Origin of the sequence: Pseudomonas sp. CCOS 191 (genome assembly GCF_001007005.1) — a bacterium.
GTDB classification, from domain to species: Bacteria; Pseudomonadota; Gammaproteobacteria; order Pseudomonadales; family Pseudomonadaceae; genus Aquipseudomonas; species Aquipseudomonas soli.
Genome location: NZ_LN847264.1, coordinates 3,777,486 through 3,803,746, shown reverse-complemented (window position 1 = coordinate 3,803,746; position 26,261 = coordinate 3,777,486). Strand labels below are relative to the sequence as shown.

Sequence of the window (26,261 nt, the reverse complement as noted above, 5' to 3'; positions counted from 1 at the left end):
TTCAGAACGATCCCGTCCGCACCTCGCCGCTGCGTGCGTAGTGGGCGAGCAATACACCCTTGGGCGTGCTGCTCGACTCCACCAATGTGAAGGCCGCGGCTTGGGCATCGTCACCGAACAGGCGCTTGCCACGCCCAAGCAGCAAGGGGTGGATCAGCAACCGCAGCTCATCCACCAGGCCGGCCGCCAGCAGTTGGCGTACCAGTTCACCGCTGCCTTGGGTCAGCAGCGTCGGGCCATCCTTTTGTTTGAGGGCGCGGACAGCGCCCGGCACGTCAGCGCCCAACGGGTGACTGTTTTGCCAGTCGATGGATTCGGGATGGTGCGTGGCGACATGCTTGGCCACACCATTGAACAGGTCGGCCAAGGCCCGGTCCGGCGCCTCGGGCCCGACGTTTGGCCAGAACCCGGCGAAGATATCGTAGGTGCGTCGTCCCAGCAGCAGTTCGAACGGTTGGCTGAACAAGGTCTGCATGGCCTGGCCGAAGGCCTCGTCGGCCAGGGGCGGGATCCAGCCACCATGGGTGAAGCCGCCGCTGGTGTCTTCCTCCGGCCCGCCGGGGGCCTGCATGACGCCGTCGAGGGTGACGAAGGCGGCGACGATGAGCTTGCGCATGGGGTGAACCTCCTCGTGGGTGTGCTGGATAGTCGAACGGGGGTGGCGAGAATCGACAGCAGTGCTGAACGATAGTCAGGGTTCGACAGATGGGGGCACGGGAGGAGAGAAAGCAGGTGCGGGATACGCGGTCATCTGTAGGAGCGGCTTCAGCCGCGATGCAGGCACCGCGGCATCTGGCACCCGCTTTGCGGGTGATCGCGGCTGAAGCCGCTCCTACAGATGGTCCGGTTACAGCCAGTAGGTCACCGCCCACCAGCCCAGGCCGCCCATGACCACGGTATAGGGCAGCGCCATCCACACCATGCGCCCATACGACAGGCGAATCAGCGGTGCGATCGCCGAGGTCAGCAGGAACAGGAACGCCGCCTGGCCATTGGGCGTCGCCACGCTGGGCAGGTTGGTGCCGGTGTTGATCGCCACCGCCAAGGTCTCGAAGTGCTCGCGGCTCATCGCGCCATTGACGAACGCCTGCTTGACCTCGGTGATGTAGATGGTGGCGACGAACACGTTGTCGCTGATCGCCGACAGCAGCCCATTGGCCAGGTACAGCATGCCCGGCTGCTGCTCGCTGGGCAGCGCCAGCACCCAGGTGATCAGCGGGCTGAACAGTTGCTGCTGGTGGATCACCGCGACCACGGCGAAGAACACCACCAGCAGCGAGGTGAACGGCATGGCGTCCTGGAACGCACGGCCCAGGCGATGCTCGTCGGTGATGCCGGTGAAGGCGGTGATCAACACGATGACCAGCAGGCCGATCAGGCCCACTTCGGCAATGTGCAGCCCCAGGCAGACGATCAGGATCAGTGCGGCCAGACCCTGGACCACCAGTGCCACCCGTTGTGCCTGGGTGCGCGCGGCATCGTCCTCGGCGGCGTAGGTGGCCAGTACCTGGCGCACGCGCTCGGGCATCAGCGTGCCATAGCCGAACAGCCGCAGTTTCTCCAGCAGTACGCAGGTCACCAGGCCTGCCGCCAGCACCGGCATCGACACCGGCGCGACCTTGCGGAAGAAGTCGGCGAAATGCCAGCCCATTTCATGGCCGATCAGCAGGTTTTGCGGCTCGCCCACCAAAGTGCAGACGCCGCCCAGCGCGGTGCCCACCGCGCCATGCATCAGCAGGCTGCGCAGGAAGGCGCGGAACTGCTCGAGGTCTTCGCGGTGCAACTGTTCGACCTCATGGTCGCTGTCCAGCGGCGACTCCTCCCGAGGATTGGCGCCCGAGGCGACCCGGTGGTAGACGGCATAGAAGCCAACCGCGGCGCTGATGATCACCGCGGTCACGGTCAGGGCATCGAGGAACGCCGAGAGAAACGCCGACAACACGCAGAACAGCAGGCTCAGCACCGCCTTGGAGCGCACGCCGAGCAGGATCCGCGAGAACAGGAACAGCAGCAGCTCCTTCATGAAATGGATGCCGGCGACCATGAACATCAGCAGCAGGATCACCGGGAAGTTGTGCTGCAACTCCTCGTACAGGGCTTCGGGTGTGGTCAGGCGCAGCAGCAGCGCCTCGACCAGCAGCAGGCCGCCGGGCATCAGCGGGTAGCACTTGAGTGCCATCCCTAAGGTGAAGATGAACTGGATCACCAGCACCCAGCCGGTGACCACCGGGCCGAGGGTCGTCAGCAGCAAGGGATTTAGCAGCAGGAACAGGCAGATGACGGCCTTGTACCAACGCGGCGACTGGCCCAGGAAGCTGTGGGCGAGGGCGCCGGTCAGGGAACGGGACATGAATTTGTATCCTTTTGATTCAGCAGTGGCGCACGGTGCCGGATCGTGCGTCAGGGTGCAAGTTGTCCAGTCCGGCTTTTGGCACATGCACCGCCTTGCGGGTGCGCTAAGATCCGCCGTTGTGAATCCTTTCCCCACAGGAGTGCCGTCCGTGACCGAATACACTGCGTTCAAGGTCGAACTGACCGACAACATCGCCCACGTGCAGATCAACCGCCCGGAAAAGATCAACGCGATGAACGCCGCCTTCTGGGAGGAGCTGGTCCAGATCTTCCAGTGGATCGACGACACCGACGCGGTGCGGGTGGTGGTCATCAGCGGCGCCGGCAAGCATTTCTCCTCCGGCATCGACCTGATGATGCTGGCCGCGTTGGCCCAGCAGCTGGGCAAGGATGTCGGCCGCAACGCCCGGGTGATGCGTCGCACCATCCTGCGCCTGCAGGGTTCGTTCAACGCCGTGGACAACTGCCGCAAGCCGGTGCTGGCGGCGATCCAGGGCTACTGCATCGGTGGCGCCATCGACCTGGTCTCGGCCTGCGACATGCGCTACTGCGCCAGCGACGCGCAGTTCTCGATCAAGGAGATCGACATGGGCATGGCCGCCGATGTCGGCACCCTGCAACGTTTGCCGCGTATCATCGGTGACGGCATCATGCGTGAGCTGGCCTACACCGGCCGTATGGTCGATGCCCAGGAAGCGCTGCGCATCGGCCTGGTCAACCGCGTCTATGATGACCAGGCGGCGCTGCTCGACGGGGTCTTTGCCATTGCCCGCGAGATTGCCGCAAAATCACCGATCGCCGTGGCCGGCACCAAGGAGATGATCAGCTACATGCGCGACCATCGCATCGACGATGGCCTGGAGTACATCGCCACCTGGAACGCCGCCATGCTGCAGTCCGAAGACCTGCGCGTGGCCATGGCCGCCCACATGAGCAAACAGCAACCGACGTTCGCCGACTGACTGACAGTGGCGGGCGCCATCTAGGGACCCGAACCATGTCAGCACGCTGGACAACCGCAGTACTCGACCCGCAGACCACCGGGGGGCTGGCCGTCGCCCGCAGCCCGGACGGGTTCCTGATGGACGCCAACGGCGCGCTGTTCCCCCGTGACTGGCTCAAGCGCCAGGACCTGGACGTGTTGTGCGAGCATGGCATCGGTCATCTGGACGGCGAGCCGGTGTTCCTGCTGGAGCTGCGCAGTGCCAGCGAAGTGTCGGGTTGCGGCTGGCAGGGGTTGCGGCGGTTCATGCTTGAAGGCGACTTCGATACGTACAAGGTGCTCGGTTACGCCGCGCAGATCGGTACCTGGGCTCGCGAGCACCGTTTCTGTGGCAGCTGTGGCCAGCCGATGACGCAGATCCACTGGGAGCGGGCGATGTACTGCCAGCCGTGCGATTTGCGCAGCTATCCGCGTATCTCGCCGAGCATGATCGTGCTGATTACTCGCGGCGACGAGGTGCTTTTGGCCCGTTCGCCACGCTTTGTCACCGGGGTCTACAGCACCCTGGCCGGGTTCGCCGAGCCGGGGGAGTCGGCTGAGGACTGCCTGGTGCGCGAGGTGCGGGAGGAGGTGGCGGTCGAGGTGAAGAACATCCAGTACGTGGGGAGCCAGTGCTGGCCGTTTCCGCATTCGATGATGCTCGGGTTTCATGCTGAGTATGCGGGGGGGGAGATTGTCATGCAGGCGGATGAGATCGAGGATGCGCGGTGGTTCAATGTGCATGAGTTGCCGCCTTTGCCGGCGGGGCGGTCGATTGCGCGGTACCTGATTGATTTGTATGTGGCGCGGCGGTTGGGGATGTCTGAACCGGTTTTGCCTGCCTGATATCTGGTTTCTGGTTTCTGGTTTCTGGTTTCTGGTTTTAGTTGGGTTGGTTGGTTTTGGAAGTTGTATGCGCATTCATTTGTGATGGCGACGCTTATTCACCTTTCCGCCCTTACGGCGGCCTACTTTGGTCTTGGCCAAAGTAGGCAAAGCCGCTCGCTCCATTCATACGGCCCCTGCGCTGCGCTCCGGGGTTCCCTCACTCCGGCCTTGCTCCCGGGAGGGCCGCGCTGAACGCCCCATCCTGGGGCGCAGCGCTTGACGGGCATCCATGCCCGTCACCTCCCTCCGCAAGACCTCCGCTCGGCCTCCTGAAGTCGCGAAGTTACGGGCGGCGCCTGGACTGGCGCAGCTGTCGCTAGTTGAAAGCTTAGTTAATCTCTCGATTGTCGCGGGGCAAGCCCGCTCACATAGAGATAACACTGCTTTACGTGGAATTAACGTGGGAACTGACTTGCCCCGCGATAGTCAGGGACAGCCAATGTATAACTAACTGTCAAATAACTAAGTTCGCATTCCCATTGCTTGCTCTTGCTCTTGCTCTTGCTCTTGCTTCTAAGCGCGCAATAGTCCAGGCGCCGCCAATTGCGACTTCAGGAGGCCGAGTGGAGTTCTTGCGTAGTGGGGCGACGGCCATGGATGGCCGTCGAGCGCTGCGCCCCAGGATGGGGCGTTCAGCGCGGTACCCACGGGAGCAAGAACGGAGCGAGGGAACCCCGGAGCGAAGCGTAGGGGCCGTATGAACGGAGCCAGCGGTTTTTGCCTACTTTTGCCCAAGAGCAAAAGTAGGTCGCCGTAAAGGCGAAAAGGTGACTAGATGTCGACACATTTCAAGAATATGTATGCAAAAATCAAAACAATCGAGCCAGAGCCAAATCCAGATCCCTACCCAAACCAATGCTGCCAAGCCAACCGCACAGTCAACGCCAGCACCACAGTAATAAACACCGGCCGAATGAACTTGCTACCCCCACTGATCGCCGTCCGCGCCCCGAAAAACGCCCCGACCATCACCGACACCCCCATGCACAACCCAACGATGTAATCCACCTGCCCGGAAATGACAAACACCGTCAGCGCCGCAATGTTGCTGACAAAGTTCATGCTGCGCGCCACACCACTGGCCCGAACCAGGTCGATGGGATAGAGCAGCAACGTGCTCACGGTCCAGAAGGCACCGGTACCTGGCCCGGCAACGCCGTCGTAGAAGCCCAGGGTGAAGCCCTGCGGAAACTGCCACTTCCTTTTGATCGGCGCATCGGCGTCCACCGGCGCCTTCGGTGTACCGCCGAACAGCAGGTAGACGCCACAAGCGAACACGATCACCGGCAGCATCTTGTTCAACCACTCGGCCGGCATGTAGTGAGCCACCACCGCACCGATCAACGCGCCCACCAGGGTGCCGACAATCGCCAGGCGCCATTGCGCCGGATGGAACAGCTTGCGCCGGTAGTAGGTGATGCTGGCCGTGGCCGCGCCGAAGGTCGAGCTGAGCTTGTTGGTGCCCAGCACCAGGTGCGGCGGCATGCCGGCGGTGAGCAGCGCCGGGGTGGTCAGCAGGCCGCCGCCACCGGCGATGGCATCGATGAAGCCGGCGACAAAGGCGACCAGGGCGAGGATCAGCAGGGTGAGCGGTTCTACGGTGAGTTCGAAGGGCATGAGGGCACGGGCAGGCTGGACGGCGGGGTGCGGCAAACGGCCGCGCTAGAGGCGCACATGGTAATCCCGGATGGTAGGGGTTGCCAGTGCCGCCGCATCACGGGGCAAGCCCGCTCCGACGTCTGTTCGTAGCGCGTGGGAGCGGGCTTGCCCCGCGAGGGATGTCACAGGAACCAGCGATACTCCCGTGCACTGACTTCCTGGAGAAACGCCAGGTGGTCCTGGCGCTTGTTCTCGCAATAGACCATCACGAACTCCGCGCCCAATCCCTCGTTGACCGCCGGATGCCCACGCATCGCTGCCACCGCGCCGAGCATGTCCTTGGGAAAATCGATCCCGCTGCCACGGTCCTCGTTCAGCGGCGCGATGGGCTCCTGCGCGGCATCCAGCCCGTGCTCCATGCCGCACAGGATCGCCGCCAGCACCAGGTACGGATTGGCATCCGCCCCGGCCAGCCGGTGCTCGATCCGCAGGTTGCGTGCATCCGACTCCGGGATACGGATACAGGCGTCGCGATCCTCGAAGCCCCAGCTGGCGCGGCTGGCGGCGTTGACCATGGCCCCGTAGCGGCGAAACGCATTGTGGTTGGCGGCGAAGATCGGCATGCAATGTGGCAGCAGCGCCAGGCAACCGGCCACGGCGTGGCGCAGCGGCCGCTGGTTATCGGCAGACAGCAGGTTGTTGCCCGCCGGGTCGTACAGGCTGACATGCACATGCATGCCGCTGCCCGGCGCGTGCAGATAGGGTTTACTCATGAACGAGGCGCGCAGCCCGTGCTTGAGCGCTACTCCCCGGGTGCTGCGGCAGAACAGCGCCGCCCAGTCGGCGGCGCGAAGGCCATCGTCGCAATGGCCGAAATTGATCTCGAACTGGCCAGGGCCAAGTTCGGCGGTAATGACGTTGGCGTCCACCCCCTGGGCGTTGGCAGTCTCGACCATTTCGCGCAGCACGTCGGCAAAGCGCGACAGGCGCTCGATATGCATGTTCGGCTGGTCGTCGGCATCGCCACTGGCTGGGTCGCGGGGGAACTGCGGCAGGCCTTCCTTCAGCGTCTTGTCGAACAGGTAGAACTCCAGTTCGAACGCCACCACCGGGCGGATGCCTCGGCGTTCGAGGCGTTGCAGGACGCGGGCCAGCACCTCGCGGGGTTCGAATTCGATGGGTGCCGCAGTGCCGTCCGAGGTGATCAGCATCTGCCCCAGCGGCTCTCGCTCCCAGTTCACCGGCTTGAGCGTACCGGGCACCAGGCGGCGCGGGGCGTCCGGGTCGCCGTCGTTGAAGCAGTAGTCGCCGATCGGGAACAGCCCGCCCTGCACGCCGAGCAGTACGCAGTTCTGCGGCAGCTTGAGCGGGCTGCCGGCGGCGACTTTTTCCAGCATGTCGATGGGGTAGCGCTTGCCGTAGAAATGCCCGGGGATGTCCAGGCTGATCAGGTCGACGTAACGCACGTCGGGGTGTCGGGCGCGGAAGGCGCGCACTTCGCTGAGCAGATCGGGGAAGCCTGTTGTACTTGTCATTGGCATGCTCTCAACGGAAGACCCAGAGAACCCGGGTCGTTCGGGCGGTCAGGTTGGCGTAGCGGAACTGGCTGTGGGGTGGCAGCTGGAAGCTGTCGTTGGGGCTGAGGGTGACGGCGTCGTCGCGGCCCTCGAGCCACAGGGTCAGCTCGCCCTCAAGGACGAAACCGCCTTGTTCCGAGCTGTCGTCCAGATGCCCCTCGCCACTGCTGGCGCCGGGTGCCAGGTGGCTTTCGAGCATGGCGAAGCGGCCATTGAGGGTCGGCGAGACCAGCACGTCGGTGACCCCGGCGGCGTAGTACAGGGTGCGGCGCTCGCCGGGGCGGGTCACCCAGTCGATCTCGCGGGGCGGCACGGCCTGATAGAAATAGGTGGTAGGTACGCGCAGCGCTTCGCTGATGGCGGTCAGGTCGGCCACCGTGGGCCGCGACAGGCCGCGTTCGACCTGGGAGAGGAAGCCCAGCGAGCGGTTGACGCGAGTTGCCAGCTCGTCGAGGGTCAACCCCCGATGCTTGCGCAGGTCGCGTACCTGGCGGGCGAGGGCTTGGATATCGTCAGACATGGTCGCGCATCCTGTACCAGGCCTTGGCCGCCGCCTCCAGCGGCGCGGCCAGCAGGTCGCCACCGGGGAAGCGGCCGTTGTCGATGCCCTGATAAAGCTTCAGCACGTCGTCGTCACCGAGGATCGCGTCGCTGACCGCGCGTGCACCGGCCAGGGTCGGTAGTACGCCGTGGCCGGAAAAACCCTGCAGCCAGTAACGCTGACCCTGGCGCCCGATATCCGGCGTGCGCTGGATGCTGCAATCGATGTGGCCGCCCCAGGCATGCTCGATGGCGACCCCTTGCAACTGTGGGAACACCCGCTCCAAGTACGGCCGGGTGGCGCCGGCGACGTCCTTGGGAATACCACCGAGGTACGTGCAGCCACCGCCGAACAGCAAGCGGTGGTCGGGTGTCAGGCGGAAATAGTCGGGGACGAACTGGTTGTCGATCACGCAGCTGTTGCGTGGCAGCAGCGAGGCGGCGAAGTCGGCGTCCAGCGGCGCCGTGGCCACCTGGTAGGAGCCCACCGGCAGCAGACGACGCGACAGCGTGCGGTCGAGGCGGTCGATATAGGCGTTGCAGGCCAGCACCATTACGCGACTGCGCACCTCGCCCTGATCGGTGCGGGCGGCGAAGCCGTCGGCGTGTTCCTGGTAACCGATCACCTGGCTCTGCTCGTAGATCCGCCCGCCATGCGCTTCGATCACGCCGGCCAGGCCCTGGGCCAGCTTCAGCGGGTTGAGGTGGGCGCCATTGGGATCGTACAGCGCGGCCTGGTAGCGGGGGCTGTCGATCCATTCGGGCAGTTCCTCGCGGCCGATCAGGCGCAGGCAGTCGTAGTCGAACTTCTCCTGTGCTTCACGCCGGGCGTCCTCCAGCAGTTTTACCCGGCGCGGCAACACGGCGGTCCACAGACTGCCCAGGCGGTAATCGACGTCGAAACCATGGCGCTGGGGCAGTTCGCGCAGCTCGCGGGCGGCCCAGCACATGCTGTCCCACAGGCGCCGGCTGCGCTCCAGGCCCAGGGCGCGCTCCAGCGGGGGCATGTCGCACGACCAGCCCAACAATGCCTGGCCACCGTTGCGGCCCGAGGCGGCCCAGGCCACCCGGCTGGCTTCCAGCAGGGTCACGCGCTGGCCGGCCAATGTCAGGCGCAGGGCCGTATGCAGGCCGCTGAAGCCGGCACCGACGATGAGGATGTCGGTGTCGTGGCCGCCCTGCAGGGTGGGGCGCAAGGGGATGGTGGCGGGGTAGGTGCGGGCGTAGTAGCTGGCGACGTGCTGGGCGGATTGCTTGAACATGCCGGGGCCTCGTGAAATTTTTTCTGATTATTTTCATGAAAAAATAGCAGAGGATTTTCATTGCGCCAGTAAATGGCGCCATCGCGCTAGCTCGCTGCCTTGCGCCGTGGCTGTCGGGGTTTGCCGGCGGCTGTCTTGCCCTTGCCAGCGCTTTTGCGCTTCTTCTTCCAAGGTGCCGCGGCTTTGCCCGCCGCTGGCCCGCTGATGGTCAGGCGCATGCCGCTGCAACGTTGCACCAGCTTGCCCATCCACGCCGATTGCCGGGCGACGAACTCTTCCAGGCTCATTTCCCCGCTTTGCACCATGTCCAGCGCCTGCTCCCAGATCGCCGTGGTGCCGGGATCTGCGATTGCCCGGGGCACGGCGTCGATCAGGCTGCAGGCGGCAGGCGTGGCCGACAGGGCCTTGCCGTTCTTGACCAGGTAGCCACGGTCGAGCAGGCCCTGGATGATGCTGGCGCGCGTCGCCTCGGTGCCGATGCCGGTGGTTTCCTTGAGCTTCTGCTTGAGCCTGGGGTCGTCCACCAGCTTGGCGACGTTCTTCATCGCCTTGATCAGGTCGCCTTCGGTGAAAGGCTTGGGGGGCTGGGTCCACAGGTCCTTCAGTTGCAGATCCCGCACTGAACAGTCCTGGCCCTCGCGCAACGCCGGCAGCACTTGGGCCGGTGGCGCCTCGCGACCCTTGGCCGGGGTCAGCGCCTCGGGCAATGCCCGGCGCCAGCCCGGCTCGACGATCTGCTTGCCCACCGCACGCAACGCATGGCCGGCGCAATCGAACTCGGCCTGGGTACGGTCGTACTCATGGTTGGGCAGGAACTGCGCCAGGTAGCGGGCGCGGATCAGGGTGTACACCGCCTTGTACTTGGGTGGCAGGCGCGCCGGGTCGCTGGCGGCGGCGGTGGGAATGATGCCGTGGTGGGCGCTGACCTTCTGGTCGTTCCACGCCCGCGAACGGCGCTGTGGGTCCAGGTAGTCCCGCAGCGGCGCGAGGCTGCTGTCGGCGCGCTGCAAGGCGGCGAGTATGGCGGCGGCCTCGCCATGCTGGCTGAGGGGCAGGTAACCACTGTCGCTGCGCGGGTAGGTGATGAGCTTGTGGGTTTCGTACAGGGCCTGGGCGATGTCCAGGGTCTCCTGGGCGCCGAGGCCGAGCTTCTTCGAACACACCTCCTGCAGGGTGCCGAGGTCGAAGGGCAGCGGCGCGGCTTCACGCACCCGTTCGGTGGCGATCTTCAGCACCCGGGCGCTGCCGGCAGCTTGCATGTCGGCAGCGGCTTGTTGCGCCAGGTCCTGTTTCAGGCAGCGGCCCTGATCGTCGCAGGCGTCCTCGGGGGCGCGCCACTGGGCGTTGAACACGGCGCCCGCACTTTCCAGTTGCACATCGATGGCCCAGAACGGCACGGGTACGAAATCGGCGATGCTGCGGTCGCGGTCCACCACCAGGCGCAGCGTCGGAGTCTGCACCCGGCCCACCGGCAGCACGCCCTGGTAGCCGGACTGGCGGCCGAGCAGGGTGAACAGGCGGCTCATGTTCATGCCGATCAGCCAGTCGGCCCGCGAGCGGCCCAGGGCCGAATGGTAGAGGCTGAAGGTCTCCTGGCCGGGCAGCAGGCGCCCGAGGGCCTTGCGGATCGAGGCATCGTCCAGCGCCGACAGCCACAGGCGCTGGATCGGCCCGCGGTAGCGGCAGTGCTCGACCAGTTCGCGGGCAATCATCTCGCCCTCGCGGTCGGCATCGGTGGCGATCACCAGTTCGCGGGCTTCGCCCAGCAGGCGCTTGACCGCCTTGTACTGGCTGGCGGTCTTGGGCTTGACCGTCATCTTCCACTTTTGCGGGATGATCGGCAGGTCTTCGAGGGTCCAGCGTTTGTAGCGTTCGTCGTAGCTGTCCGGCGGGGCGGTCTCCAGCAGGTGGCCGATGCACCAGGTCACGCAGACATCGGTGCCTTGCCAGCAGCCATCGCCGCGGCGCTGGGCGCCGAGGACCTTGGCGATGTCTTTTGCCTGGGAGGGCTTTTCGCAGAGAAAGAGGCGCATGGCCGAAAACGCTTCATCGTGAAAGTTGGTCACTAGGATGCGCAAGCCAGGGCGCGCAGGCAAGTTTTATCTGTATGCATGTACAGGTTTTTTGCCCGCATCTTTGGCAGGGACGTCATCCCTTCGGGTTGGACGAGGTGGCAAATGCGTGCCAGCTTTGCCTTTCGCCCGTCAGTCGTGTCACCGGACGATGTCGCTGGGGTGTCCTTCCTACAAGAACAACAGGGATGTAAACCAATGCCCGTATTCGATTACCGACAGCTCGACAGCACTGCCTCCTCTGCGCTGTACAAGGACGCCATGGCGCTGGCCACCTACGCCTACCATGGCATCGACGATGGCTTCAGCGCCGGCTACCAGAAGTATGGCTTCGGCCTTGGCCTGCCGGCCACGCTGGTCAAGGCGCTGATCGGCGGCACCGACAGCCAGGGCGTGATCCCCGGCATCCCCTGGAACCCCGACTCCGAAGCCCGGGCCCTGGCCCAGGTAAAGGCCGCCGGCTGGTCGCCGATCAGCGCGGCGCAACTGGGCTACCAGGGCAAGACCGACGCCCGTGGTACCTTCCACGGCGAAGCGCAGGGCTACACCTCGGCGCAGGTGGAGATCCTCGGCCGCTACGATGCCGCCGGCCAGCTCAGTGGCATCGGTATCGCTTTTCGCGGCACCAGCGGCCCGCGCGAGAACCTGCTGGGCGACACCATCGGTGACGCCATCAATGACCTGCTGGCGGCGATCGGCCCGGCAGGCTATGCCCGTGATTACGCCGGCAACGCATTCGGGCAACTGCTCGCCGATGTGGCGGCCTTTGCCAAGGCCAACGGCCTGAGCGGCGCGGATATCACCGTCAGCGGTCACAGCCTCGGCGGCCTGGCGGTCAACAGCCTGGCCGACCTGAGCGGCTCGCGCTGGGGCGGCTTCTACCAGGATGCGCGCTACGTCGCCTTCGCCTCGCCAACCCAGGCCGCCGACGCCAGCAAGGTGCTGAATATCGGCTACGAGAACGACCCGGTGTTCCGTGTGCTCGACGGCACCTCGGCGACCTGGGGCACCCTGGGCGTGCACGACGGCGCCAAGGCCTCGGCCACCAACAATATCGTCAACTTCAATGACCACTACGCGTCCGACGCCTGGAACCTGCTGCCGTTCTCCATCGGCAACATCGCCACCTGGCTGTCGCACCTGCCGACGGCCTACACCGATGGCCTTGGGCGTGTGCTGGATTCCTCCTTCTATCAGTGGACCAGCCGCGACTCGACCATCCTGGTCAGCAACCTGTCGGACGTGACCCGTGGCTCGACCTGGGTCGAGGACCTCAACCGCAATGCCGAGCCGCACAAGGGCAGCACCTTCATCATCGGCTCGGACAAGGATGACCTGATCCATGGCGGGCGCGGCAACGACTACCTCGAAGGCCGGGCCGGCAACGACACCTTCCGCGATGACGGCGGTTTCAACCTGATCGACGGCGGCGCCGGCCATGACACCCTGAAGCTGCAGGATGCCTTGGCCAACCTGAGCATCGCCCGGGATGGCGAAGGCACGCTGTACGTGCGTGACGCCGAGGGCGGCATCAGCCTGGTGCGCAATGTCGAGAGCTTGGTGAGCAAAGAGTCGAGCCTGCTGATCTTCAGCAAGGAAGTCAGTCACGGGGTGGCGGCGCAGGGGTTGTTCGAAAGCGGCAAGATCACCCCCTACGCGTCCTCGCTCAACGGCACCCAGGCAGGCGACCAGTTGGTGGCGGGCAATCAGGGGCAGTGGCTGTTCGGCCTGGGCGGTGACGACCGACTGCAGGGCGGCGCCGGCAATGACGTGCTGGTCGGCGGCACGGGCAACGATGTGCTGATGGGTGGCGGGGGGCGCGACACCTTCCTGTTCAGCGGCCATTTCGGCCAGGACCGGGTGCTGGACTTCACCGGCCAGGACCGGCTGGTGTTCATTGGCGTGGACGGCGGCACCGCAGCGCCGGACTGGCGTGCCCATGCCAGCCAGGTGGGGGATGACCTGGTGCTGAAGTTCGGCGGGGACAGCGTGACGCTGGTGGGGATTGCGGGGCAGGGCGTTGGGGATGGGCAGATCGTGATTGCCTGATCCTGGGGCTGCGGTTCGTCGGCACGACAAGCTGGCTCCCACAGGCAAAGCGCTGTTTGTGGGAGCAATTGTCTTGTGCTGTTTGTAAGGGCCTCATCGCTGGCAAGCCAGCTCCCACAGGGGCGGCGCTTGGCTTGAGAGCGGCGCGGTCGGTGTGGGAGCCGGCTTGCCGGCGATGGCCGGCGCTAGCCGGCCCGTTGCTCAGGCGATCTCGCGCGAATCCCGAACCATGTCCACATGCGGGATGCCGGCCTCGAGGAACTCCTCGCTGACCACACGGAACCCCAGGCGCTCGTAGAATGGCGTTGCATGCACCTGGGCGCTGAGCATCTGCTGGCTGAGGTCGCGGTTCTGCGCCTCGATGATCACCGCGCGCATCAGCGCGTCGCCCACGTTCAGGCCGCGCCAGTCCTTGAGCACCGAAACCCGGCCGATGGTGCCGTCAGGCAGCAGGCGGGCAGTACCGATCGGGTAATCGCCCTCCAGGGCCAGGAAGTGCACGGCGGTCGGGTCTTCTGCGTCGAATTCCAGCTCCGGCGGTACGTGCTGCTCGGCGACGAACACGGCGCTGCGGATGCGGTGGATGTCGGCATTGTCCTTGTGCCAGTCGGCCAGTCGAACACTGATCTTATTCATCGGCGAATCCCAGGCTGCCTTGCATGACCAGCTGTTGTACCAGCATCAGGCCGTCTTCGTCCTGCAGCCACTGGCCAAGGTTGTCGATGTGCAGGGCGTCGGCGGCGCACACCAGCTTGAGCAGTTCGCGCAGTTTGGCCGGCAGTGGGCAGCTGCGCCCGCTGGCGAACAGCATCAGGTCGTCGTTGAGCTCGGACCAGGCCATGCGTGCGCTTGGGTTGCGGATCAGCACGGCGCCCTGTTCGAGGTAGTTGATCAGGTCCTGCTCGCTCAGCTCTTCACCGACAACCTGCTCAGGGTAGCGCGGCTCGGTCATGAACTGGCCGAACCAGGTCAGCAGCAGGTCCTTGTCGGACATATGCTTGTCGATCAGCGCCTTGAGGCGGTCGAGGGCATCGTGCTGGATCTGGTGCGGGTCGCTGACCGGCTGGGCGTCGGCATCGCTGTAGCGCTCTTCATCCGGCAGGAACTGGCCGAGGAAATCGGTGAAGTGGGTCAGCACTTCGGCGGCGCTTGGGGCGCGGAAGCCGACCGAGTAGGTCAGGCACTCGCTCTCGGCGACGCCGTAATGGGCCAGGCGCGGCGGCAGGTAGAGCATGTCGCCGGGTTCCAGGGTCCACTCGTCGCTCTGCTCGAAGTCAGCGAGGATGCGCAGGTCGGCGTGGTCGATCAGGGCGCTGTCGCTGTTGCACATCTGGCCGACTTTCCAGTTGCGCGTGCCGTCGCCTTGCAGCAGGAACACATCATAGTTGTCGAAGTGCGGGCCGACGCTGCCGCCGGGCGCGGCGTAGCTGATCATCACGTCGTCGATACGCCAGCTCGGCAGGAAACGGAATTCTTCCAGCAGCTCGGCCACTTCCGGGACGAACTGGTCCACGGCCTGTACCAGCAGGGTCCAGTCACGCTCGGGCAGATCGCTGAAGGCGTCCTCGGCGAACGGGCCGCGGCGCAGCTCCCACGGGCGCTCGCCGTGCTCGAGCACCAGGCGCGACTCGACTTCTTCTTCCAGGGCCAGGCCGGCCAACTCGTCGGCGTCGATGGGGCTGACGAAGTCAGGGAAGGCCTGACGTACCAGCAGTGGCTTTTTCTGCCAGTAGTCGCGCAGGAATTCACGGGCCGTGAGGCCGCCCAACAGTTGCAGTGGAGTATCAGAATTCATGTTCAACCTATTGAAAAAACGTAATTTTCGTACGGGAATAAAAACGCCCGGCCAGGCCGGGCGTTGCACGCGACGGTCAGCTTAGATGCGTTTGGCCTGGGCCACCGCGTTGCCGATGTAGGTCGCCGGGGTCAGCTGTTTGAGCTCGGCCTTGGCTTCGGCCGGCATGTCCAGGCCGTCGATGAAGGTCAGCAGCGCGTCAGGGGTGATGCCCTTGCCACGGGTCAGCTCCTTGAGCTTCTCGTAGGGGTTCTCGATGTTGAAGCGGCGCATCACGGTCTGGATCGGCTCGGCCAGGACTTCCCAGCAGGCGTCCAGGTCGGCGGCGATACGGGCCTCGTTGACTTCCAGCTTGCCGATGCCCTTGAGGCTGGCTTCGTAGGCGATGACGCTGTGGGCGAAGCCCACGCCCAGGTTGCGCAGCACGGTGGAGTCGGTCAGGTCACGCTGCCAGCGCGAGATCGGCAGCTTGCTGGCCAGGTGCTGGAACAGCGCGTTGGCGATACCCAGGTTGCCTTCGGAGTTCTCGAAGTCGATCGGGTTGACCTTGTGCGGCATGGTCGAGGAGCCGATTTCGCCGGCCACGGTCTTCTGCTTGAAGTAGCCCAGCGAGATGTAGCCCCAGACGTCGCGGTCGAAGTCGATGAGGATGGTGTTGAAGCGGGCGATGGCGTCGAACAGCTCGGCAATGTAGTCGTGCGGCTCGATCTGGGTGGTGTAGGGGTTGAACACCAGGCCCAGCTCGTCTTCGATGAAGGCGCGGGCGTTGGCTTCCCAGTCGATCTGCGAGTAGGCCGACAGGTGGGCGTTGTAGTTGCCCACGGCGCCGTTGATCTTGCCCAGCAGCGGCACGGCGGCCACTTGCGCGATCTGGCGCTCCAGGCGGTAGACGACGTTGGCCAGTTCCTTGCCCAGGGTGGTCGGCGAAGCTGGCTGGCCGTGGGTGCGCGACAGCATCGGCACGGCGGCGTGGGTGTGGGCCAGGGTGCGGATCGCTTCGGCGATCTGACGCATCAGTGGCAGCAGCACTTCGTCACGGCCGGCGCGCAGCATCAGGGCGTGGGACAGGTTGTTGATGTCCTCGCTGGTGCAGGCGAAGTGGATGAACTCGCTGACCTTGGCCAACTCAGGCAACTGCGCGGCCTGCTCCTTGAGCAGGTACTCGATGGCCTTGACGTCGTGGTTGGTGGTGCGCTCGATTTCCTTGACGCGCTCGGCGTGCTCGAGCTTGAAATCGGTGGCCAGGCTGTCCAGCACGGCGTTGGCTTCGGCGCTGAACGCCGGCACTTCGCCGATCTGCGGGTGGGCGGCCAGGCGCTGCAGCCAGCGCACTTCGACCAGGGCGCGGAAACGGATCAGGCCGAATTCGCTGAAAATGGGGCGCAGGGCCTGGGTTTTGCCGGCATAACGGCCGTCTACAGGGGAAACCGCAGTGAGCGAGGAGAGCTGCATGGGGTGTTCTCGGACAGTCAGGCTTTTGGAAGGGCGCATATCATACATGAAAAACGCGCCCGGGTCGGGTGGCTGACCAAAGGTCGGGCCATTTCGAAGCGTGTGGTGTCTGGCGTGGGAGCGGCGGCGCACCGCCGCTCCCACGGTTCATTTCAATCGGCGGTACGCATCATCCCGTACAGCTCGTTGAGCAGCTTGCGCCGGCTGAACACCAGCTGCCAACGGTGCCCGCCCAGCTGGCGCCACAGGCGCGCGGCGCGGATGCCGGCCAGCAGCAGGGCGCGGATCTTCGAAGCGTTGCTGGCCTGCTGCAGGAAGCGCATGTCGCCATGCACCTGGATGCGCTGGCGCAGGGTGCTCAGGGTGTCCTGGTACAAGGCTCCGCTGGAGGCGATGACGTTTTCATGAACCAGGCCGAAATGCTCGGCCTGGGACTGGATCTGCGGCAGGCGGTTGCCGATGGTATCGAGCATGTCGCCACGCTTGTTCAGCTGTCGCTCGAGGCCCAGCATCGACAGGGCATAGCGCAGCGGCTCGCGTTGCAGGCTGCTGGGGTCGCGCTCCAGGGCGCCGACCAGCGCCCGGTAGCCGTCGCGCAGGTTGATGTCGTCGCCGCCGAACACTTCCAGGGTGTCCTTGGGGTCGACCACCAGCAGGCTGCCGAGCATGCAGCCGATATTGGCTTCACTGGCCTGGCCGGTGCGGGCGATGCGGTCCACCAGCACGGCGGCCTGGAATACGCCGCCCAGGGCAATCAGTTGCTCCTGGAGGTTGTTCATGGGCGCGGGCTCCAGGGCTCGGCGACTTCGATCACGCCGCCGCCCAGGCATACCTCGCCGTCATAGAACACTACCGACTGGCCCGGGGTGACGGCGCGCTGCGGCTCGTCGAACACGGCGCGGTAGCCGCTGGCGGTCTGCTCCAGCGTGCACTGCTGGTCGCCCTGGCGGTAGCGCACCTTGGCGGTAAGCTTGCGCGGGCTGGACAGGTCGATCGGGTTGACCCAGAAGATTTCCGAGGCCAGCAGGGCGCGGGAGAACAGCCACGGGTGCTCGTTGCCCTGGCCGACCACCAGCACGTTGCGCGAAAGGTCCTTTTCCAGCACGTACCACGGCTCGTCGCTGGCGTCCTTCAGGCCGCCGATGCCCAGGCCCTGGCGCTGGCCGATGGTGTGGTACATCAGGCCGTGGTGCTGGCCGATCACTTCACCCTCGGTGGTCTGGATCTCGCCCGGCTGGGCCGGCAGGTACTGCTTGAGGAAGTCGCTGAAACGGCGCTCGCCGATGAAGCAGATACCGGTGGAGTCCTTCTTCTTGGCGGTGGCCAGGCCGTGTTTCTCGGCGATGGCGCGTACCTCGGGCTTTTCCAGTTCGCCTACCGGGAACAGGGTGCGGGCGATTTCCTTGCCGCCGACGGCGTGCAGGAAATAGCTCTGGTCCTTGTTCGGGTCCAGGCCCTTGAGCAGCTCGGTCAGCTCGCCCGTGTCGCGGCGGCGCACATAGTGGCCGGTGGCGATCAGGTCGGCGCCCAGGGACAGGGCGTAGTCGAGGAAGGCCTTGAACTTGATTTCGCGGTTGCAGAGGATGTCCGGGTTCGGCGTGCGGCCGGCCTTGTACTCCTCGAGGAAGTGCTCGAACACGTTGTCCCAGTACTCGGCGGCGAAGTTGGCGGTGTGCAGCTTGATGCCGATGCGGTCGCACACGGCCTGGGCGTCGGCCAGGTCTTCGCGGGCGGTGCAGTATTCGGTGCCGTCGTCCTCTTCCCAGTTCTTCATGAACAGACCTTCCACCTGGTAGCCCTGCTCCATGAGCAGAAGGGCGGAGACGGAAGAGTCCACGCCGCCGGACATGCCGACGATGACGCGGGTCTTGGCGGGGTCTTTGAGTGCTGGGCTGGTCATGGCTACCGATGTGTATCAGAGGGGAAAAACGCCGATTCTATCAAACCGGCGTCAGTCGCGCAGCAGGTCAAGGCTGTGCAGCGGGCCTTTGAGGTAGTCGTCGAGGCAGCGTGGCACCAACTCGCTGCGCCAGCGCGACGGCTCGGCCAGCAGTTCGTCGCGGGTCAGCCATACGGCGCGGACGATGTCGCTGTCCAGGGCGCGGCCCTGGTGATGGCGCACGGGGCGGGCGGCGAAGCAGATGCGCTGGTAGGTGACGCCGTTGCTGGGGGCGGTGTACAGGTAGATCCCGACCACGCCGGTGAGCTCGACTTCCCAGGCGGTTTCCTCGAGGGTTTCGCGCAGGGCGGCCTGGGTGATGGTTTCATTGGCTTCGAGGTGGCCGGCGGGCTGGTTGAAGACATGCTGGCCGGCCTTGAACTCCTCGACGAAGAGGAACTTGCCTTCGTGTTCGACGACGGTGGCGACAGTGATGTGGGGTTGCCAGGTCATTGGGGTTGTCCTTTTGCATGCTGGGGGCTGCGCAGCAGACCCAGTCCCAGAAAGCACAAACCCCGGTGCGTGGCCGGGGTTTGTGTTGTTACGTCAAGCGAGCCTTACAGTGCGGCGATGGCGCTGTTCAGGGTCTGGCTTGGGCGCATCACCTTGGCGGTCAGCTCGGCATCCGGGGCGTAGTAGCCACCGATGTCGGCCGGCTTGCCCTGGACGGCGTTGAGCTCGGCGACGATGGTCGCTTCGTTCTCGCTCAGGGTCTTGGCGAGCGGGGCGAAGCGCGCCTGCAGGGCGGCGTCGTCGGACTGGGCGGCCAGTGCTTCTGCCCAGTACAGGGTCAGGTAGAAGTGGCTGCCGCGGTTGTCGATACCGCCAACCTTGCGCGAAGGCGACTTGTTGGTGTCGAGGAACTTGCCGGTGGCCTGGTCCAGGGTGTTGGCCAGGACCTTGGCGCGCGGGTTGTCGTAGGTGTTGCCCAGGTGCTCCAGGGAAGCGGCCAGGGCCAGGAATTCGCCCAGCGAGTCCCAACGCAGGAAGTTCTCTTCAACCAGCTGCTGTACGTGCTTCGGTGCCGAACCGCCAGCGCCGGTCTCGAACAGGCCGCCGCCGTTCATCAGCGGCACGATCGACAGCATCTTGGCGCTGGTGCCCAGCTCCATGATCGGGAACAGGTCGGTCAGGTAGTCGCGCAGCACGTTGCCGGTCACCGAAATGGTGTCCTTGCCTTCGCGGATGCGGGCCAGGGAGAACTTGATGGCGTCGACCGGGGCCAGGATGCGGATGTCCAGGCCGGCGGTGTCGTGATCCTTCAGGTACTGCTGCACCTTCTCGATCATCACGCCGTCGTGGGCGCGGGCCGGGTCCAGCCAGAACACCGCTGGGGTGTTGCTCAGGCGGGCACGGTTGACGGCCAGCTTGACCCAGTCCTGGATCGGCGCGTCCTTGGTCTGGCACATGCGGAAGATGTCACCGGCTTCGACGTTCTGCTCCAGGACGACCTTGCCCTTGCCGTCGACCACGCGCACGACGCCGTCGGCCTTGATCTGGAAGGTCTTGTCGTGGGAACCGTACTCTTCGGCTTTCTGCGCCATCAGGCCGACGTTCGGCACGCTGCCCATGGTGGTCGGGTCGAAGGCGCCGTTGGCCTTGCAGTCTTCGATGGTGGCCTGGTAGATGCCGGCGTAGCAGCGGTCCGGGATCACGGCCTTGGCGTCCTGCAGCTCACCTGCGGTGTTCCACATCTTGCCCGAGTCGCGGATCATCGCCGGCATCGAGGCGTCGACGATGACGTCGCTCGGTACGTGCAGGTTGGTGATGCCCTTGTCCGAGTTGACCATGGCCAGGGCCGGGCGAACGGCGTACAGGGCCTGGATGTCGGCTTCGATCTCGGCTTGCTTTTCAGCAGGCAGGTCCTTGATGCGGGCGTACAGGTCGCCGATGCCGTTGTTGGCGTTGAAGCCCACTTCGGCCAGCGCGGCGGCGTGCTTGGCGAGCACGTCGTTGTAGAACTCTTCGACGATCACGCCGAACATGATCGGGTCGGAAACCTTCATCATGGTGGCTTTCAGGTGCACCGACAGGAGCACGCCGGAGGCCTTGGCATCGGCGATCTGCTCGGCGATGAAGGCTTTCAGGGCCTTGCGGCTCATGGTGGCGCAGTCGATCACTTCGGCGGCTTTGACGGCGGTCTTTTCTTTCAGCACGGTGGTGCTGCCGTCCTTGCCGACCAGCTCGATGCGCAGGCTGTCGTCAGCCTCGATCAGCGCGGCCTTCTCGCTGCCGTAGAAGTCGCCCTGGGTCATGTGGGCAACGTGCGACTTGGAGTCGGCGGCCCAGGCGCCCATCTTGTGCGGGTGCTTGCGGGCGTAGTTCTTGACCGACAGCGGCGCGCGGCGGTCGGAGTTGCCTTCGCGCAGGACCGGGTTCACCGCGCTGCCCTTGATGCGGTCGTAGCGGGCGCGCGATTCTTTCTCTTCGGCGCTGGCCGGCTCGTCGGCGTAGTCGGGGATGTTGAAGCCCTTGGCTTGCAGCTCCTTGATCGCGGCCTTCAGCTGTGGAACCGAAGCGGAAATGTTCGGCAGCTTGATGATGTTGGCTTCAGGGGTGGTGGCCAGCTGGCCCAGTTCCGCCAGGTGATCGCCTACCTGCTTCTCGGCGCCCAGTTGCTCCGGGAAGGCGGCGAGGATACGGCCGGCCAGGGAGATGTCGCGGGTTTCGACGGCGATGTCGGCGGAGGCAGTGAAGGCCTCGACGATCGGCAGCAGCGAGTAGGTGGCGAGGGCGGGGGCTTCGTCGGTGAAGGTGTAGATGATCTTGGAACGGGTGGGCATGCGGGTTAACTCTCTATGTGCTGAGCGTACTCGAGTCTCGAGGTGCGCAGGGTAGGCGCTTCGCCCTGGCGACGCCATGAGCGGAAAGTCGAGAGGCTGCGAGCGGTGATGGTGGATGCATCAGTCGAGCGTCAAGTGCTGGGCCGCGGTAACGACCCAGGCTTTGTGGTCATTCATGACCAAGGGCGAGCCGCATTTTCCTAGGGTTCGCCCCGATGACCCTATGGTCGCGCCGGAGTATATCAAACCCTTTGGGCTAATCAGCAAGGCGAAGTGGTATCAGCGCATTTATAAGACCAAAGACGTAGGGGCAATGTGGCGTGTTGCCGCAGGCATTTGCCAGCTGTTTGCCGGTGTTGGCGGGCTCCTGCCTTGCAGGTCGGCGGATGTGGTTTAGGCTCAGTGGATCGCACGATTTCCAATCACCCAGGAAAAGCGGAGTAGTGCAGCATGGGATACCAGAAAATCAAGGTTCCGACCGATGGTGCCAAGATCACCGTCAATGCAGACCATTCGCTCAATGTTCCCGACAACCCCATCATTCCCTACATCGAAGGCGACGGCATCGGCGTGGACGTCTCGCCGGTGATGATCAAGGTGGTCGATGCCGCCGTGCAGAAGGCCTATGGCGGCAAGCGCAAGATCGCCTGGATGGAGGTGTATGCCGGCGAGAAGGCCACCCAGGTCTATGACCAGGACACCTGGCTGCCCCAGGAAACCCTGGATGCGGTGAAAGACTATGTGGTGTCGATCAAGGGGCCGCTGACCACGCCGGTCGGTGGCGGCATCCGTTCGCTCAACGTGGCGTTGCGCCAGCAACTCGACCTATATGTGTGCCTACGTCCGGTGGTGTGGTTCCAGGGCGTGCCGAGCCCGGTGAAAAAGCCAGGCGACGTCGACATGGTGATCTTCCGCGAGAACTCCGAGGACATCTATGCCGGTATCGAGTGGAAGGCCGGCTCGCCCGAGGCGAACAAGGTGATCAAGTTCCTCAAGGAGGAGATGGGGGTCACCAAGATCCGCTTCGACCAGGACTGCGGCATCGGCGTCAAGCCGGTGTCGAAGGAAGGCACCAAGCGCCTGGTGCGCAAGGCCCTGCAATATGTTGTTGATAACGACCGCAAGTCGCTGACCCTGGTGCACAAGGGCAACATCATGAAGTTCACCGAAGGTGCCTTCAAGGACTGGGGCTACGAGGTGGCCCGCGACGAGTTCGGCGCCGAACTGCTCGATGGCGGCCCGTGGATGAAGTTCAAGAACCCGCGGACCGGCCGTGAGGTGATCGTCAAGGATGCCATCGCCGACGCCATGCTCCAGCAGATCCTGCTGCGCCCGGCCGAGTACGATGTGATCGCCACCCTCAACCTCAATGGCGACTACCTGTCCGACGCCCTGGCGGCGGAGGTGGGCGGTATCGGCATCGCGCCGGGGGCCAACCTGTCGGACACCGTGGCCATGTTCGAAGCCACCCACGGCACCGCGCCGAAGTACGCCGGCAAGGATCAGGTCAACCCGGGCTCGGTGATTCTGTCGGCCGAGATGATGCTGCGGCACATGGGCTGGACCGAGGCGGCGGACCTGATCATCAAGGGCACCAATGGAGCAATTGGTGCCAAGACGGTGACCTATGATTTTGAGCGCCTGATGGACGGTGCGACGCTGGTTGGCAGTTCCGGTTTTGGCGAGGCAATGATCAAGCACATGTAAGGCGGGTAAAAAAACCGGCCGCCTCTTTATAAAGAAGCGGCCGGTTTTTTCGTATACCGGCAATATGCAGGGATCAGGCTTGCAGGGGGATGGCCGAAGCGGCGCTGCCTGTGCTGGATCCAGTTTTATCGGCGTCGGCGCTCTCGATTTTCACAGCATGCAGGCCCTTGGGGCCCTGAATGATGTCGAAGTTTACGGCTTGCCCGGCCTTGAGCGTCTTGTAGCCTTCCATCTGGATGGCAGAGTAATGGGCGAACAGGTCTTCGCTCTTACCCTCCTCATTGATGAATCCGTAGCCCTTGGCATTGTTGAACCACTTGACTTTACCGCTTGCCATCCCTATGTCCCTCTGCAAAGGACTCCATCACTGGAGTATCATCCACTTCATCCGCATACGAACCTTGCGAGAAAATCTGGTTGACTGCGCGGATCTTTATCGACCACGGTGGGTTCTTATTGGTTGTAACACCGTTTTGCCGATAGTCAAGGTCAGCCGGCGCCCGCGCCGGGAGGGGCCTGCGCGGTCAACCCACAACCTTAACCTGTCGATCATGATGAAATTCTTTCCATGCATGTACTCAGTGAGATTCGACTAACATTCAATCAGGATCACCCGCAGCCGCATGAGGACGGGCACGAGGACGATGGCGCGGGCCTTGCCGTCCAGGAGGCCAAGCCGATCCTGCAGGCGCCACCGATGTACAAGGTGGTTTTGTTCAACGATGACTACACGCCAATGGATTTCGTCGTCGAAGTGCTCGAGACGTTCTTCAATCTGAACCGCGAGCTGGCGACCAAGATCATGCTGACCGTCCATACCGAAGGGCGGGCAGTGTGCGGATTGTTTACCCGTGACATCGCCGAAACAAAGGCCATGCAGGTCAACCAATACGCCAGGGAAAGCCAGCATCCGCTACTCTGTGAAATCGAGAAGGACGGTTAATCGCCGACCACTTGGGTATGAGGTGAAGCTATGTTAAACCGCGAGCTCGAAGTCACCCTCAATCTGGCCTTCAAGGAGGCCCGTTCGAAACGTCATGAGTTCATGACCGTCGAACACCTGCTGCTGGCACTCCTTGACAATGAGGCTGCCGCGACCGTTCTGCGCGCCTGTGGCGCCAATCTCGACAAGCTCAAGCACGACCTGCAGGAGTTCATCGATTCCACCACCCCGCTGATCCCCGTGCATGACGAGGACCGCGAGACGCAACCGACGCTGGGCTTCCAGCGCGTGCTGCAGCGTGCCGTGTTCCACGTGCAGAGCTCCGGCAAGCGCGAAGTGACCGGCGCCAACGTGCTGGTGGCGATCTTCAGCGAACAGGAAAGCCAGGCGGTGTTCCTGCTCAAGCAGCAGAGCGTGGCGCGTATCGACGTCGTCAACTACATCGCCCATGGCATCAGCAAGGTGCCGGGCCATGGTCCGAACACCGACAGCGACCAGGACATGCAGGATGAGGAGGGCGGCGAGGCTTCCTCTTCCAGCAACCCGCTGGACGCCTACGCCAGCAACCTGAACGAACTGGCCCGTGCCGGTCGTATCGATCCGCTGGTTGGTCGTGAGCAGGAGGTCGAGCGCGTCGCGCAGATCCTTGCTCGTCGGCGCAAGAACAACCCGTTGCTGGTCGGCGAGGCCGGCGTCGGCAAGACCGCCATCGCCGAAGGCCTGGCCAAGCGCATCGTCGATGGCCAGGTGCCTGACCTGCTGGCCCAGAGCGTGGTCTATTCCCTGGACCTCGGCGCGCTGCTGGCCGGCACCAAGTACCGTGGCGACTTCGAGAAGCGCTTCAAGGCGCTGCTCGGCGAGCTGCGCAAACGGCCGCAAGCGATCCTGTTCATCGACGAGATCCACACCATCATCGGTGCCGGCGCGGCTTCCGGGGGCGTGATGGATGCGTCAAACCTGCTCAAGCCGTTGCTGTCGTCCGGCGAGATCCGCTGCATCGGCTCCACCACGTTCCAGGAGTTCCGCGGCATCTTCGAGAAGGATCGTGCCTTGGCGCGTCGCTTCCAGAAGGTCGATGTCACCGAGCCGTCGGTGGAAGACACCGTGGGCATCCTGCGTGGCCTGAAAGGCCGCTTCGAAAGCCACCACAACATCGAGTACAGCGACGAGGCCCTGCGCGCCGCCGCCGAACTGGCCTCGCGCTACATCAATGACCGGCACATGCCGGACAAGGCCATCGACGTGATCGACGAAGCCGGCGCCTATCAGCGCCTGCAGCCGGAAGCCAACCGGGTCAAGCGCATCGATGTGCCGCAGGTCGAGGATATCGTCGCCAAGATCGCGCGTATTCCGCCGAAGCATGTCACCAGTTCCGATAAAGAGCTGCTGCGCAACCTCGAGCGTGACCTGAAGCTGACCGTGTTCGGCCAGGATGCGGCGATCGACTCGCTGGCCACTGCCATCAAGCTGTCTCGTGCCGGCCTCAAGGCACCGGACAAGCCGGTGGGCTCGTTCCTGTTCGCCGGCCCCACCGGCGTGGGCAAGACCGAGGCTGCTCGCCAGCTGGCCAAGGCCCTGGGTGTCGAGCTGGTGCGCTTCGACATGTCCGAGTACATGGAGCGGCACACTGTGTCGCGGCTGATCGGTGCGCCGCCCGGCTATGTCGGGTTCGACCAGGGTGGCCTGCTGACCGAGGCCATCACCAAGCAGCCGCATTGCGTGCTGCTGCTCGATGAAATCGAGAAGGCCCACCCGGAAGTCTTCAACCTGCTGCTGCAGGTAATGGACCACGGTACCCTGACCGACAACAACGGGCGCAAGGCGGACTTCCGCAACGTGATCCTGATCATGACCACCAACGCCGGTGCCGAAACCGCCGCGCGGGCCTCGATCGGCTTCACTCATCAGGACCACTCCTCCGACGCCATGGAGGTCATCCGCAAGAGCTTCACGCCGGAGTTCCGCAACCGCCTGGACACCATCATCCAGTTCGGCCGCCTGTCCCACGAGACGATCAAGAGCATCGTCGACAAGTTCCTCATCGAACTGCAGGCGCAGCTGGAAGACAAGCGTGTGCTGCTGGAGGTCACCGACGCCGCGCGCGGCTGGCTGGCGGCCTCGGGCTACGACGTGCAGATGGGCGCGCGGCCGATGGCGCGGCTGATCCAGGACAAGATCAAGCGGCCGTTGGCCGAAGAGATCCTGTTCGGTGAGCTGGCCGAGCATGGTGGTGTGGTGCACATCGACCTGCGCGATGATGAGCTGGTGTTCGATTACGAGACCACGGCTGAGGTTGCGTAAGGCTGGGGGCCGCTTCGCGG

General features: G+C 64.4%; 21 protein-coding genes. 6 read left to right on the top strand and 15 right to left on the bottom strand.

Annotated features, from left to right (window positions below; genetic code table 11):
* Position 1: 1 nt before the first annotated feature.
* Together CCOS191_RS16790 and nhaB are read right to left on the bottom strand one after the other, a co-directional pair.
* Entirely contained in the window at positions 2–616 is a 615-nt protein-coding gene (locus tag CCOS191_RS16790; RefSeq protein WP_046856189.1) for a dihydrofolate reductase family protein, read from the bottom strand.
* 231 nt (positions 617–847) lie between these two features.
* Positions 848–2,350 (bottom strand): sodium/proton antiporter NhaB, encoded by a 1,503-nt coding sequence (gene nhaB, locus CCOS191_RS16785; protein WP_046856188.1) that lies wholly within the window; start codon positions 2,348–2,350, stop codon positions 848–850.
* 151 nt (positions 2,351–2,501) lie between these two features.
* On the opposite strand from nhaB, the gene CCOS191_RS16780 reads away from it, so the two are divergent.
* Positions 2,502–3,314, top strand: coding sequence for a crotonase/enoyl-CoA hydratase family protein (locus CCOS191_RS16780; RefSeq protein ID WP_046856187.1), 813 nt, complete (start codon positions 2,502–2,504; stop codon positions 3,312–3,314).
* Between the two features lie 35 nt (positions 3,315–3,349).
* Positions 3,350–4,180 (top strand): NAD(+) diphosphatase, encoded by an 831-nt coding sequence (nudC, locus tag CCOS191_RS16775; RefSeq protein WP_046856186.1) that lies wholly within the window; start codon positions 3,350–3,352, stop codon positions 4,178–4,180.
* 885 nt (positions 4,181–5,065) lie between these two features.
* Here nudC and CCOS191_RS16770 read toward each other — a convergent pair.
* The 5 genes from CCOS191_RS16770 to CCOS191_RS16750 all read right to left on the bottom strand — a co-directional run bounded on the left by CCOS191_RS16770 (position 5,066) and on the right by CCOS191_RS16750 (position 11,233).
* A complete protein-coding gene (locus CCOS191_RS16770) occupies positions 5,066–5,839 on the bottom strand; it encodes a TSUP family transporter (protein WP_046856185.1) in 774 nt (257 codons plus the stop codon).
* Between the two features lie 164 nt (positions 5,840–6,003).
* A complete protein-coding gene (locus tag CCOS191_RS16765; RefSeq protein WP_046856184.1) occupies positions 6,004–7,356 on the bottom strand; it encodes a glutamine synthetase family protein in 1,353 nt (450 codons plus the stop codon).
* 10 nt (positions 7,357–7,366) lie between these two features.
* Entirely contained in the window at positions 7,367–7,918 is a 552-nt protein-coding gene (locus CCOS191_RS16760; RefSeq protein WP_046856183.1) for a helix-turn-helix domain-containing protein, read from the bottom strand.
* On the bottom strand, positions 7,911–9,200 hold the full coding sequence (locus CCOS191_RS16755; protein ID WP_046856182.1) for an NAD(P)/FAD-dependent oxidoreductase: 1,290 nt from the start codon (positions 9,198–9,200) through the stop codon (positions 7,911–7,913). Before CCOS191_RS16755 ends, CCOS191_RS16760 begins: the two co-directional genes overlap by 8 nt.
* A gap of 86 nt (positions 9,201–9,286) precedes the next feature.
* Positions 9,287–11,233 (bottom strand): DNA topoisomerase III, encoded by a 1,947-nt coding sequence (locus CCOS191_RS16750; RefSeq protein ID WP_046857838.1) that lies wholly within the window; start codon positions 11,231–11,233, stop codon positions 9,287–9,289.
* A gap of 237 nt (positions 11,234–11,470) precedes the next feature.
* On the opposite strand from CCOS191_RS16750, the gene CCOS191_RS16745 reads away from it, so the two are divergent.
* Positions 11,471–13,321 (top strand): polyurethane esterase, encoded by a 1,851-nt coding sequence (locus CCOS191_RS16745; protein WP_046856181.1) that lies wholly within the window; start codon positions 11,471–11,473, stop codon positions 13,319–13,321.
* 201 nt (positions 13,322–13,522) lie between these two features.
* Here the strand turns inward: CCOS191_RS16745 and CCOS191_RS16740 are convergent, their stop codons facing one another.
* From CCOS191_RS16740 to CCOS191_RS16710, 7 genes are all read right to left on the bottom strand, one after another.
* The gene (locus CCOS191_RS16740) at positions 13,523–13,957 is read right to left on the bottom strand and encodes a GNAT family N-acetyltransferase (RefSeq protein ID WP_046856180.1); all 435 of its coding nucleotides are present in this window, start codon (positions 13,955–13,957) and stop codon (positions 13,523–13,525) included.
* Positions 13,950–15,116, bottom strand: coding sequence for a ribosomal protein uL16 3-hydroxylase (locus CCOS191_RS16735; RefSeq protein WP_046856179.1), 1,167 nt, complete (start codon positions 15,114–15,116; stop codon positions 13,950–13,952). The genes CCOS191_RS16740 and CCOS191_RS16735 overlap by 8 nt, the downstream gene beginning before the upstream one ends.
* An 81-nt stretch (positions 15,117–15,197) precedes the next feature.
* Complete coding sequence (purB, locus tag CCOS191_RS16730; protein ID WP_046856178.1) at positions 15,198–16,568, bottom strand: adenylosuccinate lyase; 1,371 nt, start codon at positions 16,566–16,568, stop codon at positions 15,198–15,200.
* A gap of 152 nt (positions 16,569–16,720) precedes the next feature.
* Entirely contained in the window at positions 16,721–17,347 is a 627-nt protein-coding gene (hflD, locus tag CCOS191_RS16725; RefSeq protein WP_038705842.1) for a high frequency lysogenization protein HflD, read from the bottom strand.
* A complete protein-coding gene (mnmA, locus tag CCOS191_RS16720; RefSeq protein WP_046856177.1) occupies positions 17,344–18,468 on the bottom strand; it encodes a tRNA 2-thiouridine(34) synthase MnmA in 1,125 nt (374 codons plus the stop codon). Before mnmA ends, hflD begins: the two co-directional genes overlap by 4 nt.
* A 51-nt stretch (positions 18,469–18,519) precedes the next feature.
* Positions 18,520–18,960, bottom strand: coding sequence for an NUDIX hydrolase (locus CCOS191_RS16715; RefSeq protein WP_046856176.1), 441 nt, complete (start codon positions 18,958–18,960; stop codon positions 18,520–18,522).
* A 104-nt stretch (positions 18,961–19,064) separates the two neighbouring features.
* On the bottom strand, positions 19,065–21,290 hold the full coding sequence (locus tag CCOS191_RS16710) for an NADP-dependent isocitrate dehydrogenase (protein ID WP_046856175.1): 2,226 nt from the start codon (positions 21,288–21,290) through the stop codon (positions 19,065–19,067).
* 450 nt (positions 21,291–21,740) lie between these two features.
* On the opposite strand from CCOS191_RS16710, the gene icd reads away from it, so the two are divergent.
* Entirely contained in the window at positions 21,741–22,997 is a 1,257-nt protein-coding gene (gene icd / locus CCOS191_RS16700; RefSeq protein WP_046856173.1) for an NADP-dependent isocitrate dehydrogenase, read from the top strand.
* Between the two features lie 73 nt (positions 22,998–23,070).
* Here icd and cspD read toward each other — a convergent pair whose 3' ends face one another.
* Positions 23,071–23,334 (bottom strand): cold shock domain-containing protein CspD, encoded by a 264-nt coding sequence (gene cspD / locus CCOS191_RS16695; protein WP_046856172.1) that lies wholly within the window; start codon positions 23,332–23,334, stop codon positions 23,071–23,073.
* A 231-nt stretch (positions 23,335–23,565) separates the two neighbouring features.
* Between cspD and clpS the strand changes: the two genes are divergently transcribed.
* Both clpS and clpA read left to right on the top strand, forming a co-directional pair.
* Positions 23,566–23,940, top strand: a complete 375-nt coding sequence (gene clpS, locus CCOS191_RS16690) for an ATP-dependent Clp protease adapter ClpS (protein WP_046856171.1) — start codon at positions 23,566–23,568, stop codon at positions 23,938–23,940.
* A gap of 30 nt (positions 23,941–23,970) precedes the next feature.
* On the top strand, positions 23,971–26,241 hold the full coding sequence (gene clpA, locus CCOS191_RS16685) for an ATP-dependent Clp protease ATP-binding subunit ClpA (protein WP_038705843.1): 2,271 nt from the start codon (positions 23,971–23,973) through the stop codon (positions 26,239–26,241).
* The last annotated feature ends 20 nt before the right edge of the window (positions 26,242–26,261 follow it).

What these genes read in the sequence shown, in the direction of transcription:
- purB (WP_046856178.1), bottom strand. Translation starts at nt 16,568, where the DNA reads ATGCAGCTCTCCTCGCTCACTGCGGTTTCCCCTGTAGACGGCCGTTAT.
- CCOS191_RS16755 (WP_046856182.1), bottom strand. Translation starts at nt 9,200, where the DNA reads ATGTTCAAGCAATCCGCCCAGCACGTCGCCAGCTACTACGCCCGCACC.
- CCOS191_RS16745 (WP_046856181.1), top strand. Translation starts at nt 11,471, where the DNA reads ATGCCCGTATTCGATTACCGACAGCTCGACAGCACTGCCTCCTCTGCG.
- cspD (WP_046856172.1), bottom strand. Translation starts at nt 23,334, where the DNA reads ATGGCAAGCGGTAAAGTCAAGTGGTTCAACAATGCCAAGGGCTACGGA.
- hflD (WP_038705842.1), bottom strand. Translation starts at nt 17,347, where the DNA reads ATGAACAACCTCCAGGAGCAACTGATTGCCCTGGGCGGCGTATTCCAG.
- clpA (WP_038705843.1), top strand. Translation starts at nt 23,971, where the DNA reads ATGTTAAACCGCGAGCTCGAAGTCACCCTCAATCTGGCCTTCAAGGAG.
- CCOS191_RS16740 (WP_046856180.1), bottom strand. Translation starts at nt 13,957, where the DNA reads ATGAATAAGATCAGTGTTCGACTGGCCGACTGGCACAAGGACAATGCC.
- CCOS191_RS16735 (WP_046856179.1), bottom strand. Translation starts at nt 15,116, where the DNA reads ATGAATTCTGATACTCCACTGCAACTGTTGGGCGGCCTCACGGCCCGT.
- CCOS191_RS16710 (WP_046856175.1), bottom strand. Translation starts at nt 21,290, where the DNA reads ATGCCCACCCGTTCCAAGATCATCTACACCTTCACCGACGAAGCCCCC.
- CCOS191_RS16760 (WP_046856183.1), bottom strand. Translation starts at nt 7,918, where the DNA reads ATGTCTGACGATATCCAAGCCCTCGCCCGCCAGGTACGCGACCTGCGC.
- icd (WP_046856173.1), top strand. Translation starts at nt 21,741, where the DNA reads ATGGGATACCAGAAAATCAAGGTTCCGACCGATGGTGCCAAGATCACC.
- CCOS191_RS16715 (WP_046856176.1), bottom strand. Translation starts at nt 18,960, where the DNA reads ATGACCTGGCAACCCCACATCACTGTCGCCACCGTCGTCGAACACGAA.
- CCOS191_RS16765 (WP_046856184.1), bottom strand. Translation starts at nt 7,356, where the DNA reads ATGACAAGTACAACAGGCTTCCCCGATCTGCTCAGCGAAGTGCGCGCC.
- mnmA (WP_046856177.1), bottom strand. Translation starts at nt 18,468, where the DNA reads ATGACCAGCCCAGCACTCAAAGACCCCGCCAAGACCCGCGTCATCGTC.
- nhaB (WP_046856188.1), bottom strand. Translation starts at nt 2,350, where the DNA reads ATGTCCCGTTCCCTGACCGGCGCCCTCGCCCACAGCTTCCTGGGCCAG.
- clpS (WP_046856171.1), top strand. Translation starts at nt 23,566, where the DNA reads ATGCATGTACTCAGTGAGATTCGACTAACATTCAATCAGGATCACCCG.
- nudC (WP_046856186.1), top strand. Translation starts at nt 3,350, where the DNA reads ATGTCAGCACGCTGGACAACCGCAGTACTCGACCCGCAGACCACCGGG.
- CCOS191_RS16750 (WP_046857838.1), bottom strand. Translation starts at nt 11,233, where the DNA reads ATGCGCCTCTTTCTCTGCGAAAAGCCCTCCCAGGCAAAAGACATCGCC.
- CCOS191_RS16790 (WP_046856189.1), bottom strand. Translation starts at nt 616, where the DNA reads ATGCGCAAGCTCATCGTCGCCGCCTTCGTCACCCTCGACGGCGTCATG.
- CCOS191_RS16770 (WP_046856185.1), bottom strand. Translation starts at nt 5,839, where the DNA reads ATGCCCTTCGAACTCACCGTAGAACCGCTCACCCTGCTGATCCTCGCC.